The organism is Variovorax sp. LjRoot290, from assembly GCF_964253985.1.
GTDB lineage: Bacteria > Pseudomonadota > Gammaproteobacteria > Burkholderiales > Burkholderiaceae_C > Variovorax.
In genome coordinates, this window is the sequence record NZ_CAXURW020000002.1 from 288,399 (window position 1) to 302,228 (window position 13,830).

Genomic DNA, 13,830 nt, shown 5'->3' on the forward strand with positions numbered 1-13,830 from the left:
CCGAACCAACACCATGCCGCTTTCGCTCGACCACATCGTCATCGCCGTCCACGACCTGGAGGCCACCATCGCCGACTACACCGCGCTCGGCTTCAACGTCCAGCGCGGCGGCGACCATCCGGGGCGCAGCACGCACAACGCGCTGGTCGTGTTCGCCGACGGCAGTTACTTCGAACTGATCGCCTGGAAGACGCCCGCGCCGGAGGAGCGCTGGTGGCAGCTGCTGCAGCGCAGCGGCGAAGGCATCGTCGACTTCGCGCTGCTGCCCGCAAGCACCGCGCAGACGGTGGCCGAAGCCGCGGGGCGCGGCCTGGCGCTCGATGGTCCGCTCGACGGCGGGCGCGTGCGCCCCGACGGCGAGCACCTGCGCTGGCAGACCGCGCGGCCGCCGTCGCCGGACCTGCCCTTTCTCTGCGGAGATCTCACGCCGCGCGCACTGCGCGTGCCCGAGGGCGAAGCGCGCGTGCATCCCAACGGCACCACCGGCGTCGCCAGTCTCGCGCTGGCGGTGCGCGACCTCGACGCCACGCTGGCACGCTACCGCGCCTTGCTCGGCGCACCGGAAGGCGAGGGCGCGACGCAGGTGGGCGGCGTGGTGAGCCTGCCCGGCGGCCGCACGCGGCTCGCACTGGTCACGCTGGGCGGCAGCACGCTGGTGCTGTCGTCGTCGCGCGCAGGTCGCGGCGCCGAAGAGGGGGACGCGCTTGCCCAGCGGCTCGCGCTGCGCGGCGACGGGCCGTACGCGCTCGTGCTGCGTGCGGATGCCTCGGAAGATCGCGCGGCGCCCGACCTCGCGCTCACCCACGGCGCCAGCATCGAGTTCGACGGCTTCCCCGCACCCTCACGCCAGCCCGCGCGCACATCGCGATGACGGCGATCCGGCGCCTCGGCTTCTTCAGCCGCCTGCTCGACGACGCTCCCGCCGCCGAACGCTATCGACTGGTGGCCGAGCAGATCGCGCACGCCGAGGCCAACGGCTTCGATTCGGCGTGGGTGGCGCAGCACCACTTCCACGAAGCGGAAGGCGGCCTGCCGTCGCCTTTCGTCTTCCTCGCGCACGTGGCGGCACGGACGCGGCGCATCCGGCTCGGCACCGGCGTCGTGACGCTGCCGCTCGAGAACGCGGTGCGCGTGGCCGAGGATGCCGTCGTGTTGGACCTGCTCTCGTGCGGCAGGCTGGAGTTCGGCGTGGGCACCGGCGGCACGCCCTCGTCCTTCGCGGCCTTCGGCCTGGCCAGCGAGGATCGCGCCGAGGTGTTTGCGCGCCACCTGGCGCAGGTGCGGGAAGCGTGGGCGGGCCGTGCGCTCGCTGGCGGCGATCGGCTCTACCCGGCCTCGCCGCAACTGCTCGACAGGATCTGGCAGGCGACCTTCTCCGTCGCGGGCGGGGCGCGCGCCGGTCTGGCGGGCGATGGACTGATGCTGTCGCGCACGCAGCCGCGGCCGGCCGATGCGCCGCACGCCTCGCTCTCCGAACTTCAGCGCCCGATCGTCGAGGCGTACCTCGAGAAGCTGCCCGCGGGGCGCGCGCCGCGCATCATGGGCTCGCGCTCGGTGTTCGTGGCCGACGACCGGCAGCAGGCATTGCGCCTCGCCGAGCAGGGCCTGCGTCGCAGCGTCGCGCGGCTGGGCGATCCGAGCCGGCCGGGACCCGACGCGACGCTGCGCGAGCTCATCGACGGCTACGACGTGCACGTCGGCACCCCGAGCGACGTCATCGCATCGCTGCAGGCCGACAGCACGCTCGCGCAGGTGACCGACATGGTGTTCCAGGTGCATTCGGTCGATCCGCCGCACCCGCTCATCCTGCGCTCCATCGAGCTGGTCGCCACAAAAGTGGCGCCGGCGCTCGGCTGGCGCCCCGCCGCCGCCCCCCTTCGCGACCCCACACCGGAGACCATCGCATGACCGCATCCCACGCACCGGACGTGATCGACAAGCTCGCGGGCCTCGCGCCCGGACACCCGCTCCAGGGCGTTCGCGCGCAGCGCGCTCAGGCGCGCGACCAGAGCCAGGAAAGCTACCGGGCGCTGTTCGAACCGGCCTCGCCGCCCGCCGGCGATTTCACGCTGGCGGAGCGCTTCGCTGTCGCCACCTTCGTGGCGGCGCTGCACGGGCCGGGGCCGGCGGTCGATTTCTATGCCGGCGGCCTCGCGGGCCACGGCGCCGCGCAGGCGCTGGTCGATGCGCTTGTGGGCGAGGCGGCCTTGGGCGCTGCATCCGGCCCCTACGGCCGCTTTCCGGCGGGGCCGTTGAGTGCGGAAGACGCGCCGGGGCCGATCTACCGCGTCAGTGATGCCGCCCGCGCGGTGCTAGGCGACCGGCTCGCTGCCGCGCTGGTGCATGCGCACCTGCTGCTCTTCCATCCGCGCGATGCGAGCGCGCCGGACCTGGCGGCGCTGCTGGACGCCGGATGGTCGCCGACGGACATCGTCACGCTGTCGCAGCTCGTCGCCTTCCTCGGCTACCAGATCCGTGCCGCGGCCGGGCTGCAGGCGCTCGCGTCGTCGCCGAGGGCCGTCCAGTCATGAGCCATTCCACCTTGAGCCATCCCGGCAACGTGCCGCCCGCCGCCTTCACGCAGGAGGAGCTCGAATGGCTGCCATGGCTGCCGCCGTTGCCCGAAGCCGAGCTGACCGACCGACATCGCGCGGGCCTCGTCGACGCCTCGCGCGCGAAGTCGCCTTACTTCATGCTGCTCGCGCGCGACCCGGACATCCTCGGCGCGCGCACGTGCACCGACAAGGACATCTTCCACAACCCCGAAGGCGGCCTGCCGCGCCCGGAACGCGAGCTCGCGGCCGCGGCGACTTCGCGGTACAACGGCTGCATCTACTGCGCGTCGGTCCATGCGCGATTCGCCTCGCACTTCTCGCACCGCACCGACGACGTGCAGCGCCTGCTCGACGAAGGCGTCGGCGCACGAATCGACGAACGATGGGACGCCATCGTGGCGGCATCGGTGGCGCTGACGTCGACACCGATCGCGTTCGGACCCGAGCACGTCGAGCGCTTGCGCACGGCGGGGCTGGACGATCTGGCGATCGTGGACGTCGTCCAGAGTGCGGCCTTCTTCAACTGGGCCAACCGCCTGATGCTGTCGCTTGGCGAGCCGTCGCGCGGTCGTCTCAGTTGAGCCGCTGGCCGCCGGCTGCGTCGAAGAGGTGGGCTTCCGCGGCTGCGGTTCAACGCCGCTGCCGTCGAAACCCTGGAGCTAGCCGGGCGCGTGCTCTGCTGCCCAGAAGACTGCTGAAACCTACGGCGCTTCCTGCTGCAGATGGCGCTCGAAACGCTCAAGGAGCGTGTGCATGTCCTGCCGGGCACGCGTGAATTCTTCGGAGGCGCCGCGCGCAGCCAAGTCGCGGTCGTAGTCCGCACGGGAATCGAACACGCACTCCCACCGCACGTCGGGGCCGCCACCTTCCAACTTCTTGAAGATGCGGCCCGCCGGCAATCCGAGTTGCGCCCGGAGTTCGCTGGCGCGCCGACGCTGCGCCAAGACAGCCTCAGCACGGCCGGGCAGCGCGTAGTAGTTGGTGATCTCGATGACCATGAAGAGGGCCTCCTTGCCCCACGCTAGCCGATCTGCAACGCACGCGTGAATCGCGCTATTGACAATCACATTATTTGATCACACACTGTGATCACAGTAAAGGTTTCGCAGATGGGCTGCGCGGACCCGATCTCCAAAGTGAGGAATTCATCGATGCCGACGATCCAGTCCATAGACACCCTGCTGGTCCAGCTCCCCACGCGGCGAGAGCACAAGTGGACCGGCCTGACCGAGTCCATTGGTCGCTACCTGCTGACCCGCATTGTCGACAGCGATGGCCGCGTCGGCTGGGGAGAGGCCCCGGCCTTGAAGGACTGGGGCGGCGAGTTCGGCCGCTACTTCGGCGAGTCCACGTCGATCGCCAAGACCGTGATCGAGAAGTACCTCGCGCCCTGCCTGATCGGCGTCGAGCTCGGCAACTTCGCCGAGATGCATGCGCGCATGGACGCGGTCATCCGCGGCTATCCCTATGCCAAGGCCGCGGTCGAGTTCGCCGCTTATGACGTCACAGGCCGCTGGCTCGGCCTGCCGGTGCACATGCTGCTCGGCGGCAAGGCACGCTCGCGCATCATGGTGACCCATTCGATCGGACTGATCCCGATTGCCGAGGCCGAGAAGGAAGTGGCGCAGGTTGCGTCTGAAGGCATCAAGACGATCAAGATCAAGATCGGCGTCGATGCGAAACGCGACATCGACATGGTGCGCACCGTCCGCGCGGCCGTGGGTGACGACGTCGAGCTTTGCGTGGACGCCAACGAAGGCTATCGCACGCCTGGCGAGGCCATCACCACGGTGCGCGCGATGGGGCCATACAGGCTCAAGTACGTCGAGCAGCCAGTGATGGGTATTGAGCGCATCGCCGAGGTCGCGCGTGCCATCGACCAGCCGGTGATGGCCGACGAGTCGGCCTGGAATGCGCACGACGTGATCCAGATCAGCGAGCATCGGGCGGCGCAGATCGTGTCCATCTACAGCACCAAACCGGGCGGCCTCTACAAGGCGATGGAGGTCGCGGCCGTGTGCCGCGCAGCCGGAATCATCTGCAACGTCAACGGCTCGGTGGAGACCGGCGTCGGCAACCTCGCCAACATCCACCTGGCCGCCGCGGCGCCGGCCGCCACGCTGTCCTGCGTGGTCCCGGTGTCGACGCCGGCCGAGTGGCAGAACGGCCAGGTCGGCGGCATCTACTACCGCGACGACCTCATCGTCGCGCCGATGAAGCTCGTCGACGGCGGCATCGAAGTGCCGACCGCGCCCGGCATGGGCATCGAAGTCGACCTCGCCAAGGTCGAGAAGTACACCGTCCGCGACTGAGCGTCGCCCTCAACATAAATCCAAGGAAGGTTCCAGATGCGCAAAGCAATCATCGAGCGGCAGGTCAAGGCGATCGCCGAACACAAGCTCGACGCCATAGTGTCATGCTCCCCCGAAAACTACGCGTACGCAACGGGCTTCGTCGTGCCGTCGCAGCCGTTGATCAGGCACCGTCATGCGATGGCGATCGTCACGGCAGACGGCCGCACGGAGCTGTTCTCCGTCGACATGGAGGCCAGCACGGTGAAGCGCCGTGCACCGGACGTGCCGACGCGCATCTGGGCCGAATTCACCGACGACGCGATGGTCGTGCTGGCCGACCAGCTGAGCAGGCTCGGGCTTGCGCGCGGCCGCATCGGCATCGAGATGGACTACTTGCCGGCAGGCGACCTGGCACGCCTGCAGAAGGCACTCCCCGAGGCGCGCTTCGAGCACTGCGAACAGATCCTCGCGCGGCTGCGCCAGATCAAGACACAGGATGAGATCGCCTTGCTGCGCCGGCTGTCGCGCATCGCCGACCAGGCGATCACCGATGCGCTCGCGTCGGTCAAGGCCGGCGACTCGGAGATGGACATCGCCGGGCACCTGACGCGCAACGTCTACGCGCTGGGGGCCGAGCACTTCAAGCTGATGATCATCGCGACCGGCGAGCGCAGCGTGCTGCCCAACGTCGGCCCCAGCGAGCGCAGGCTCAAGCCGCGCGACGTCTGCCGGGTCGAGATCTTCGCCGTGATCGACGGCTATCAGGCGGGCGTGTGCCGCACCGCGGTCGTGCACGAGACGCCGCCGAAGGCCGAAGCCATCTGGCAGCACCTGGTGGACTGCAAATACCGCATCATGGAAATGGTCAAGCCGGGCGCCAGCTGCCGTGCCATCTACGACGCCTTCATCGCCAAGCTGTCCGAGATGGACCTGCCGCCGATCTCGTTCGTCGGCCACGGCATCGGCCTGCACCTGCACGAAGATCCCTACCTGGGCAAGACACCCGTGCTCGGCCGGCCCGGGAGCGACGCGCTCATCGAGGAAGGCATGGTGCTCGGCTTCGAGCCGCTGTGCTATGAAACGGGTCACGGCTTCGGTATGCAGAACAAGGACATGCTGCTGGTGACGGCCAATGGCTGCGAACTGCTGTCCGACTACGCCAACACCGACAAGCTCCTGGTGGTCAGGGGCTGAGCGGCGACCCACAATCCAACCTGGAAGATTCCATGCGCACGCTCATCGAGCACCTTGAATTCGCATTCCTCGTCGATGCCGGCGACACAGTGGTGCGCGACGCCAGCATCCTGGTCGACAACGATCGCATCACCGACATCGGGCCCGCGGCGGAGATTGCGGCCCGACATCGCGGAGAGCGCTTCGACCACGTGATGGACGGGCGCATGCTCGGCATCTGCCCAGGCTTCGTCGACAGCCACGTCCACCTGTCCGAGACCCTGTCACGCGCCGTCTTCCCCGACAACCTGAACACGCGGGCCTGGGTCTTTCACTGGGCCAAGCCCTTCTACGCGCACATCACCGAGGAAGACGAGTACTGGGGTGCGCTGCTCGGCATCACCGAGATGCTGCGCAACGGCACCACCTGCTTCATCGACATGGGCTCGCAGTACGACCCCGGCATCACGGTACGGGCGATGGAGAAGACGGGCATCCGCGGCGTGACTGGCCGCCATGCAGCGGACAATCCGCCGCCCGAGTTGCCGCGGGGTTGGACCGAGGAGATGGCGCGGCACCACTTCTTCCCGAATGCGGAAGCGGCGCTCGCGGAGCTGGAGGCTTGCGTGCGCAAGTACGACGGCGCGCTCGATGGCCGCGTGCGCTGCTGGGTCAACATCGAAGGCAAGGAGCCCTGCACGCTAGAGCTGCATGTCGGCGCGCAGAAGCTCGCCGAGCGGCTCGGCGTCGGCACCACCTACCACCTGGCGACCTCGATCGAGGAGGCGAAGGTCTGCGAGGACAAGTACGGTTGCTGGCCGATCACCCGCATCGACCGCGCGGGCGGCATCGGCTCCAACCTGGTCATCGCCCATGGGGCTGCCGTCAGCGACGAGGAAGTGCAGTTGCTTGCGAGCCGGGGCGCCAAGGTCGCGTTCTGCCCGTGCTCGTCCTTCAAGCTCGGCAAAGGCGCGACGGCGATCGGCAAGTATCCCGAGATGGTCGCCGCCGGTGTCACCGTCGGGCTCGGCACCGATGGCGTGTCGGCCGCCGGCAACATGAACCTGATGCGCCAGATGCTGATCGTCGCCGGCATGTTCAAGGATGCGCGCATGAAGCCCGACGTGTTCACGGCCCGCCAAGCCCTGCGGGCGGCGACCATCGACGGCGCGAAGGCAGCGATGTGGGACCACGAGATCGGTTCGCTCGAGATCGGGAAGAAGGCCGACTTCATCCTGTTCGACCTCGATCACATCGAATGGACCCCGTTCCACGACCCGCTGCAGGCGCTGGTCTTCTCGGCGTCGACCGCGTCTATCTCGCAAACCTGGGTCGACGGCAAGACGCTCTACAGCGAGGGCAAGGTGCATGGGGTCGACGAGCCGGCGCTGCGCCGTAAGGCCAGGGAACTGGCAGCCGCCGCGGTGCAGCGCGCCGGCCTGCACGACGAAAACGTCGAAACAACGACCACGCTGTACGACAACGGCAACTGATGCGGGTCATCCGGTCCGTCGCGCTCATCGATCGAGCGGGCAGTTTCGACCTGGCGCTGGGGGGCGATCGCGTGCGCGCCATCTCGGCCGCCGCCGATGCGACACCTCCGCGCTGGCTGGCCATGCCGTCGCTGGTCAACCTGCATGCGCATGCCAATCGCGCCTACGCGGCGCCGGCGCAGCGCCCGCTGTCGCTCGGCGATGCGGTGGCTTCGGCGAAGCGCGAGCGCGCCAGCGCCACTGTCGAGGACATCCAATCGCGCGCCACGCGGCTGATGCGCCGGTCGATCGCGCATGGCGTCTCCTCGGTGCGCACGCACACCGACATCGACGCCATCACCGGCATGCGCGCGATCGAAGGGGTGCTGGCGGCCGCATCCGAGGTGGCGTCATCGCTCGACGTTGAGGTCGTGGCCTTCGCGAGCGCGGCGGCCGACCCCTGCCACCCCGGGACACAGGCACTTTTCGCCGAGGCGGTCGGACGTGGCGCTTCGCTCATCGGCGCCGTGCCGGCGCTGTGCGCCAATCCGGCGGCGGCCCTGGAGGCGCTGCTGGACGCGGCGCTTGCGCTGGGCGTGCCGCTCGACGTTCACCTTGACGAACACCTCGACGCGCCGAAGGCGCTGATCCACCAACTGGTGGACGGAACCGTGGCGCGCGGGCTGCAGGGCCGCGTCACGGTCAGCCATGCCTGCGTGCTTTCGGCCATGTCTCGCGACGACGTCCGCCGGTTGCTCGACCGAATGGCCGAAGCCTGCATCGTGCTGGTGGTGCTACCTGAGCTGAATCTCTATCTGCAGGCGCGCGGCAACGGCGCACCACGCGTTCGCGGGCTGGCACCCGTCGTCGAGGCGCTGAAGGCAGGCGTGGCGGTGCGCTTCGGCACCGACAACGTCAGGGACTGGTTCTTTCCGTTCGGCGATGGCGACATGCTCGAGACCGGCTTCGTGGGTGCGATGGCCGCGCACGTCGATGCCCCCGAGGAGCTCAGCTCACTGATCTGCGGCGGGCGTCGGCGCATCGAGGTCGGCGACGTGGCGGATCTGCTGCTGATACCGGCCTCGTCCCTCGACGATGCGCTCGCGAGGCGCCCGGGCGGGCGCGTGCTGCTGCGCAGAGGATGCGTGGTCGGCGCCGCCGGCGGTGCGGGTGCCGCGATCTCAGGCCAGGCTGGCCTCGTAGACGCTGCGGATTGAGTTTTCGATCGCCCGCTGCGTCAGGTCACTTGCGATGAAGACGATCCAGCCGGGCGCTGCCGCGGCGGGCGGCCATGCCGGCAGGCGCTCGATCGGGTAGAGCACGTGCTGCACACCTTGGATGACCACGGGGCGCGCATCGTCGCTCACTGCCAGCAGGCCCTTCACGCGCAGGATGAAATCGCCTCGGCTGGCGAGCAGCAACTCGAGCCACTCGACGAAGGCAGGCCATTCGACCGGTTGCTGCAGCGCGACCGTGAAAGTCTTGATGGCGTCGTCGTGCCCTTGCGCATGAGGCAGCGCCGGCGCCCCGGCTGCGGAGTGAAGAATGGGTCCGAGCTGGGCAGCCACGGGGGCTCGCCATTGCGCGTCGGCCTCCTTCAGGATCTCGCCGGCGGGCAGTTGCGCCTTGCGCGAGACGAGAAGCCCCGCAGACGGATTCATCGCCCGAAGCTTGTCACCCAGCGCATCGCCCTCGAATTCGCCGACCAGATCAGTCTTGGTCAGGATCAGCCGATCGGCCGTTGCCAGCTGCTGCCTGGCTTCTCGATGGCGAGCCAGCGTCTGCTCGCCGTTGACGGCGTCCACCGTCGTGATCACCTGGCCCAGGCGGAACCACGGTAAGAGCGTGGTCTCGCTCAAAATGGCTTGCATGATCGGTGCCGGGTCCGCCAGTCCGGTTGTCTCGACGACGACCCGGGCAAAGGCAGGAATCTCGCCGGCCCGCATCAGTCCATTCAGTTCGGCGAGCGTCGACACCAGGTCATCGCGCACCGAGCAGCACAGGCAGCCCGAGCTCAGCAGCACGACGTCTTCGGCGACCTCGCGCACCAGCAGGTGGTCCAGCCCGACCTCGCCGAATTCGTTGATGACCACAGCCGTGTCCGCCAGGCCGGGATCGGCCAGCAGATGGCGCAGCAGCGTGGTCTTGCCGCTACCGAGGAAGCCGGTCAGCACATGGATCGGTACACGGCCGTCAACCATGGGCGCGGCGTGGTCCATTGTCAGGCCAGCTCGAAGATGGCATCGACCTCGACCGCGACATTGCGGGGCAGCGAATTGCAGCCGACTGCGGCGCGCGCATGCCGACCCGCTTCGCCGAACACCTCGACCATCAGGTCGGAGGCGCCGTTGATCACCTTCGGATGGTCGCCGAACTCGGGGGTGGAATTAACGAAGCCGCCGAGGCGCACGCAGCCCGCGACGCCATCGAGGCTGCCGCCCAGGGCCGAGCGCAGCTGGGCAAGGATGTTGATCGCGCACAGTCGCGCCGCCTTCTGGGCGTTCTCGATCGAGACGTCCTGGCCGACCTTGCCCACGTACTGGTCCTTGCCGCCGGCGGTCGGCACCTGCCCCGCGATGTAGATCAGCGAGCCGCTCTTTCGGGCCGGCACATAGTTCGCTGCGGGGGCGACCGCCTTCGGCAGTTCGATGCCGAGTTGGGCCAAGCGTGCTTCGAATCCTTGCGTTGTCATTCTCTGGTGTCCTTGGGAAAGGTCAGTTGCCGAAATAGAGGTCGTCCAGCGGGGCAGAGAGCAGGTCGTCGGCGTTCGGCTCGCTGAGGGCGGGCGCAAGCGTGCCGCCCGTGGTGCGAATGTCGCGCAGCACGCCTTGCCTGGCCATGGCGGGCTTCTTGCTGCGCAGGCCTTCAAGGATCTCGACGTGCGCTGAAGCGTCCCAAGGGGTACTCGGGGACAGCAGGGACAAGTACATGGTCGGACCGAACTGGAGCCACAGCGATTCGATCAGCGGCATGACCACTTCGGTGCCTGACGCTTCGTACAGCGTGAAATGGAAGCGCTGGTTCGAGGACAGGCAGCCGAGCAGATTGCGCTTTGCGATCGCCTCGAGCAACTCGTCGTTGATGGTGCTCAGCGTGCTCAGCAAAGCCGGCGTGCAATTGCGGCACGCCATCTCCGCTGCCATGCCTTCGATCAGCTCCCGCACCGCGAAAAGCTCCTTCAGCTTCTTGGGCGTCAGTCTGGGTACGCGAACAGATCCGGAGGGAGTGGCCTCCAGCGCATTGATGACGACCAGCCGCGCCAACGCGTCCCGGACCGGCATCGGACTGGTGCCGAAGCTGCTGGCGAGCTTGCGCAGGCTCATCACCTGGCCGGGCACGAAAGCACCGACCATCAGGCCGCGGCGAATGCGCTGGAAGACTTCCTCGGGGACGCTGCCACGCGCGCGTTTGCTCGGTGCCTCCGAGGCGCGCTGTTCAAGCCGTTCGGCGATCTGTTCCATGTGACTCTCTCTTGCTTGCCGTGATGCGGGTTAACCCGATTGTGTGTGATTATAGCTGTGATCACACTCTGTGATCAAGACGAGTTTACATCTACCCCAGTCGAACCCTAAGCCCCCGGGGCTGCGAGGGCAAGGGCTGATTCTTCAAACCTCAACGTCACGGGCGGTATTCCATGCGACTCCTGCAATCCGGCATTTCCTTGAGCTGCCACCTCAGAACGGCTGCGCTGGCAGCCCTCATGGTCTCGACTTCCACCGCGTGGGCGACAGACCCGGTCAACGTTCGCTTCAGCTGGAAGCTCAAGGGTGAGTACGCTCACCTCTATCTGGCGCAGGAGCAGGGCGTTTACGCATCGAAGAACCTGGCCGTTCGCATGGGCGAGGGAGCGGGGGCGCCGGCGGCGCTGGGGGCCTTGCTGCAAGGACAGGAAGACGTGGTGGTGATGCCCGCAATCTTCGCGGTCTCTGCCATCCAGAAGGGCATGCCTGTCAAGATCGTCGCGCTCTACCATCCTCGCACGCCGGTCGTGCTGGTCTCGCAGCCCGACAAGCCGGTCGCGCAACCGAAGGATTTGGAAGGCAAGACGGTCGCACACTCGGTGGGCGAAACGGGAACCTCCTACTTGGCGGTCTTCTGCGCGGTCAACGGCATCGATTGCGCGAAGGTCAAGAAAGTCCAGATGGATGCGCAGTCGCGGGTGCCGCAGTTCCTGCAAAAGCAGGTCGACGCGGTGAGCCTCTATCGCACCAGCGATTTGCCGGTGCTCGAAGCCAAGGTCGGCACCAAGTTCACGATCCTGGACCTGGCGCAGAACGGTCTTGCGATCCCTGGTCTCGCCGCGGTCTCGAGCAATGCGGCGATCGCCAAGCGGCCCGACGTTCTGCGGCGCTACCTGGCAGCGGTCAACGAAGGCATCGCCGTAACGCGCAAGGAACCTAAGACCGCCGCGGCAGCATTGATGAAGGCCTGGCAGGGCAGCCCGCCGCAGGATGTCGTGGAGGCGCAGGTACGAGCGACGATGGACGCGGTCCCGTCCGTGCCCGGAAAGCCGGTCGGATGGATCGATGCCAAGGCCATCTCGCAGGCGCTGGATCTTCTCAAGACGGACGAAGCGATCGGGGCGCCCAAGCCCGTCGAAACCTTCTTCACCAACGACCTGCTGCCTGCCCAGTGAACCAAGCAAAGGTCCATGCATGACTCAACTCAAACATTCCCAGGCCGTTCCGATGCCCGCTGTGCGCAAGCCCAAGAAGAGAGCCGCCAGCGGCAGCTTCACGGAGCGCTACGCGTCCGTGCTGCTCGCCGCGGCCATCCTGCTCGTCTGGCAGTTCGCAGTCCCGCTGCTGGGCCTGTCGGAATTCGTGCTTCCGACGCCGCTGGCGATCGGCAAGCGGATGGTGACGGATTTCGATCTCCTGGCCGCCCATTCGTACATCACGCTGCTCGAAGTGCTCGCGGGCTTCCTGGCCGGCGTGTTCATCGGCATACCGCTGGCGCTGGCAATCTTCTATTCGAAGGCCTTCGAACGCGCGGTCTATCCGCTGCTCGTGGCGCTACAGACGGTGCCGAAGATCGCGCTGGCGCCTCTCCTGGTGCTCTACCTCGGCTATGGCTGGTGGCCCAAGATCAGCCTGGCGTTCCTGATCTCCTTCTTTCCCATCGTGATCTCGACCGTGGTCGGCCTGCAGTCCCTCGACAAGGGCCTGGTCAACATGGTGCGCTCGATGGGCTCCACCGAATGGCAGACCTTCTTCAAGGTCAGGTTGCCCGCAGCCTTGCCGAGCATCTTCGGGGGCCTGAAGGTGGCAATCTCCCTGGCCGTGATCGGCGCCATCATCGGCGAGTACATCGCGGCGGAACGCGGGCTGGGCTATCTGCAGCTGCAAGCCAACTCACAGTTCGACACGACGCTGAACTTCGCCACTGTCGTCACCATCTCCCTGCTCGGTGTGCTGCTCTATTTCGTTCTGGCGCTGATCGAGTCCAAGGTTTCCTATCAACGCGAAAGTGCCAAATGATGAAACGCGACGCCGTGCCATCCATGCAGGCCATATCCCTCGGTCAACCGGAGGGCCGCCATGAGTAATGCAGCCAATGTACGGATCGAGGGCGTGTCCAAGACCTATGAAGTGCGCGCCGGCGACGACGTGAAGGCGCTCGACCGGGTCGACCTTGACATCGCACCCGGCAGCTTCGTGGCCATCGTCGGGCCCAGCGGTTGCGGCAAGAGCACGCTGCTGTCGCTGCTGGCCGGGCTGACCCCCGTGTCCTCAGGCCGACTGCGCATCGATGGCGACGAGGTCGTCAAGCCGCATCCGAAGGCCGGCGTGGTCTTCCAGTCCGACCTGCTGCTGCCTTGGAGGAGCATCATCGACAACGTGCTGCTGCCGGTCGAGATCAAGGGGCTGGACCGGGCGGCCAGCGCCAGCCGCGCGCGCGAGCTGCTTGCCCAGGTCGGCCTGCAGGGATTCGACAACAAGTTCCCGTTCGAGCTCTCGGGCGGCATGCGCCAGCGTGTGGCCATCTGCCGCGCCCTGATCCAGGAGCCGGGGCTGCTGCTGATGGACGAGCCCTTCGGCGCGCTCGACGCGCTCACGCGCGAGCAGATGATCATGGATCTGCAGACCATGTGGCTGCGGCTGCGCAACACCGTTCTGTTCATCACGCATGGCATCGACGAGGCGGTATTCCTTGCGGACCGTGTCATCGTCATGTCCCCGCGGCCCGGCCGCGTGGATCTCGACCTGACCATCGATATCCCGCGCCCGCGCCGCTGGAGCGGCATCCACGAGAACCCGGCCTTCCAGCACCACGTGCGCCAGGTGCGGGAGATGTTCGAATCCAAGGGCGTCCTGGTCGCTCACTGAGGCACAG

At 67.4% G+C, this 13,830-nt stretch carries 15 protein-coding genes; 11 read left to right on the forward strand and 4 right to left on the reverse strand.

The features are described 5' to 3' along the window. The first annotated feature begins 13 nt into the window (after positions 1 to 13). From ACSQ9A_RS30260 to ACSQ9A_RS30275, 4 genes are read left to right on the forward strand one after another with little or no spacing between them, the layout of a single operon-like run. Positions 14 to 871, forward strand: a complete 858-nt coding sequence (locus ACSQ9A_RS30260; protein ID WP_436306606.1) for a VOC family protein — start codon at positions 14 to 16, stop codon at positions 869 to 871. Continuing rightward, the gene (locus ACSQ9A_RS30265) at positions 868 to 1,908 is read left to right on the forward strand and encodes a putative FMN-dependent luciferase-like monooxygenase (protein ID WP_436306607.1); all 1,041 of its coding nucleotides are present in this window, start codon (positions 868 to 870) and stop codon (positions 1,906 to 1,908) included. The genes ACSQ9A_RS30260 and ACSQ9A_RS30265 overlap by 4 nt, the downstream gene beginning before the upstream one ends. After that, the gene (locus ACSQ9A_RS30270; protein ID WP_436306608.1) at positions 1,905 to 2,531 is read left to right on the forward strand and encodes a CMD domain protein; all 627 of its coding nucleotides are present in this window, start codon (positions 1,905 to 1,907) and stop codon (positions 2,529 to 2,531) included. The genes ACSQ9A_RS30265 and ACSQ9A_RS30270 overlap by 4 nt, the downstream gene beginning before the upstream one ends. After that, complete coding sequence (locus ACSQ9A_RS30275; RefSeq protein ID WP_436306609.1) at positions 2,528 to 3,136, forward strand: alkylhydroperoxidase domain protein; 609 nt, start codon at positions 2,528 to 2,530, stop codon at positions 3,134 to 3,136. Before ACSQ9A_RS30270 ends, ACSQ9A_RS30275 begins: the two co-directional genes overlap by 4 nt. A gap of 120 nt (positions 3,137 to 3,256) precedes the next feature. Here ACSQ9A_RS30275 and ACSQ9A_RS30280 read toward each other — a convergent pair whose 3' ends face one another. Then, the gene (locus ACSQ9A_RS30280; protein WP_436306610.1) at positions 3,257 to 3,553 is read right to left on the reverse strand and encodes a hypothetical protein; all 297 of its coding nucleotides are present in this window, start codon (positions 3,551 to 3,553) and stop codon (positions 3,257 to 3,259) included. Between the two features lie 153 nt (positions 3,554 to 3,706). Here ACSQ9A_RS30280 and ACSQ9A_RS30285 point away from each other — a divergent pair, with 153 nt between their 5' ends. From ACSQ9A_RS30285 to ACSQ9A_RS30300, 4 genes are read left to right on the forward strand one after another with little or no spacing between them, the layout of a single operon-like run. Then, positions 3,707 to 4,867, forward strand: a complete 1,161-nt coding sequence (locus tag ACSQ9A_RS30285) for a mandelate racemase/muconate lactonizing enzyme family protein (RefSeq protein ID WP_436306611.1) — start codon at positions 3,707 to 3,709, stop codon at positions 4,865 to 4,867. A gap of 36 nt (positions 4,868 to 4,903) precedes the next feature. Further along, positions 4,904 to 6,043 carry a M24 family metallopeptidase gene (locus ACSQ9A_RS30290; protein WP_436306612.1) on the forward strand — a complete coding sequence of 380 codons (1,140 nt, stop codon included), beginning with the start codon at positions 4,904 to 4,906 and terminating at the stop codon, positions 6,041 to 6,043. Positions 6,044 to 6,075: 32 nt separating this feature from the next. Further along, positions 6,076 to 7,515: an amidohydrolase family protein gene (locus ACSQ9A_RS30295; RefSeq protein WP_436306613.1), complete on the forward strand. Its 1,440-nt coding sequence runs from the start codon at positions 6,076 to 6,078 to the stop codon at positions 7,513 to 7,515. Continuing rightward, positions 7,515 to 8,711 (forward strand): amidohydrolase family protein, encoded by a 1,197-nt coding sequence (locus tag ACSQ9A_RS30300; RefSeq protein ID WP_436306614.1) that lies wholly within the window; start codon positions 7,515 to 7,517, stop codon positions 8,709 to 8,711. The genes ACSQ9A_RS30295 and ACSQ9A_RS30300 overlap by 1 nt, the downstream gene beginning before the upstream one ends. Here the strand turns inward: ACSQ9A_RS30300 and ACSQ9A_RS30305 are convergent. The 3 genes from ACSQ9A_RS30305 to ACSQ9A_RS30315 are packed head-to-tail and all read right to left on the reverse strand — an operon-like array spanning position 8,676 to position 10,955. Next, positions 8,676 to 9,695, reverse strand: a complete 1,020-nt coding sequence (locus ACSQ9A_RS30305) for a CobW family GTP-binding protein (protein WP_436306615.1) — start codon at positions 9,693 to 9,695, stop codon at positions 8,676 to 8,678. The two genes, ACSQ9A_RS30300 and ACSQ9A_RS30305, sit on opposite strands and share 36 nt — an antisense overlap. Before the next feature lie 20 nt (positions 9,696 to 9,715). Further along, positions 9,716 to 10,186, reverse strand: coding sequence for a RidA family protein (locus tag ACSQ9A_RS30310; protein WP_436306616.1), 471 nt, complete (start codon positions 10,184 to 10,186; stop codon positions 9,716 to 9,718). Between the two features lie 22 nt (positions 10,187 to 10,208). Further along, positions 10,209 to 10,955, reverse strand: coding sequence for a GntR family transcriptional regulator (locus ACSQ9A_RS30315; RefSeq protein WP_436306617.1), 747 nt, complete (start codon positions 10,953 to 10,955; stop codon positions 10,209 to 10,211). Between the two features lie 239 nt (positions 10,956 to 11,194). Between ACSQ9A_RS30315 and ACSQ9A_RS30320 the strand changes: the two genes are divergently transcribed. The 3 genes from ACSQ9A_RS30320 to ACSQ9A_RS30330 are packed head-to-tail and all read left to right on the forward strand — an operon-like array spanning position 11,195 to position 13,823. Continuing rightward, on the forward strand, positions 11,195 to 12,130 hold the full coding sequence (locus ACSQ9A_RS30320) for an ABC transporter substrate-binding protein (RefSeq protein ID WP_436306618.1): 936 nt from the start codon (positions 11,195 to 11,197) through the stop codon (positions 12,128 to 12,130). Between the two features lie 19 nt (positions 12,131 to 12,149). After that, positions 12,150 to 12,974, forward strand: coding sequence for an ABC transporter permease (locus ACSQ9A_RS30325; RefSeq protein WP_436306619.1), 825 nt, complete (start codon positions 12,150 to 12,152; stop codon positions 12,972 to 12,974). A 60-nt stretch (positions 12,975 to 13,034) separates the two neighbouring features. Then, the gene (locus tag ACSQ9A_RS30330) at positions 13,035 to 13,823 is read left to right on the forward strand and encodes an ABC transporter ATP-binding protein (protein WP_436306620.1); all 789 of its coding nucleotides are present in this window, start codon (positions 13,035 to 13,037) and stop codon (positions 13,821 to 13,823) included. Positions 13,824 to 13,830: the final 7 nt, after the last annotated feature.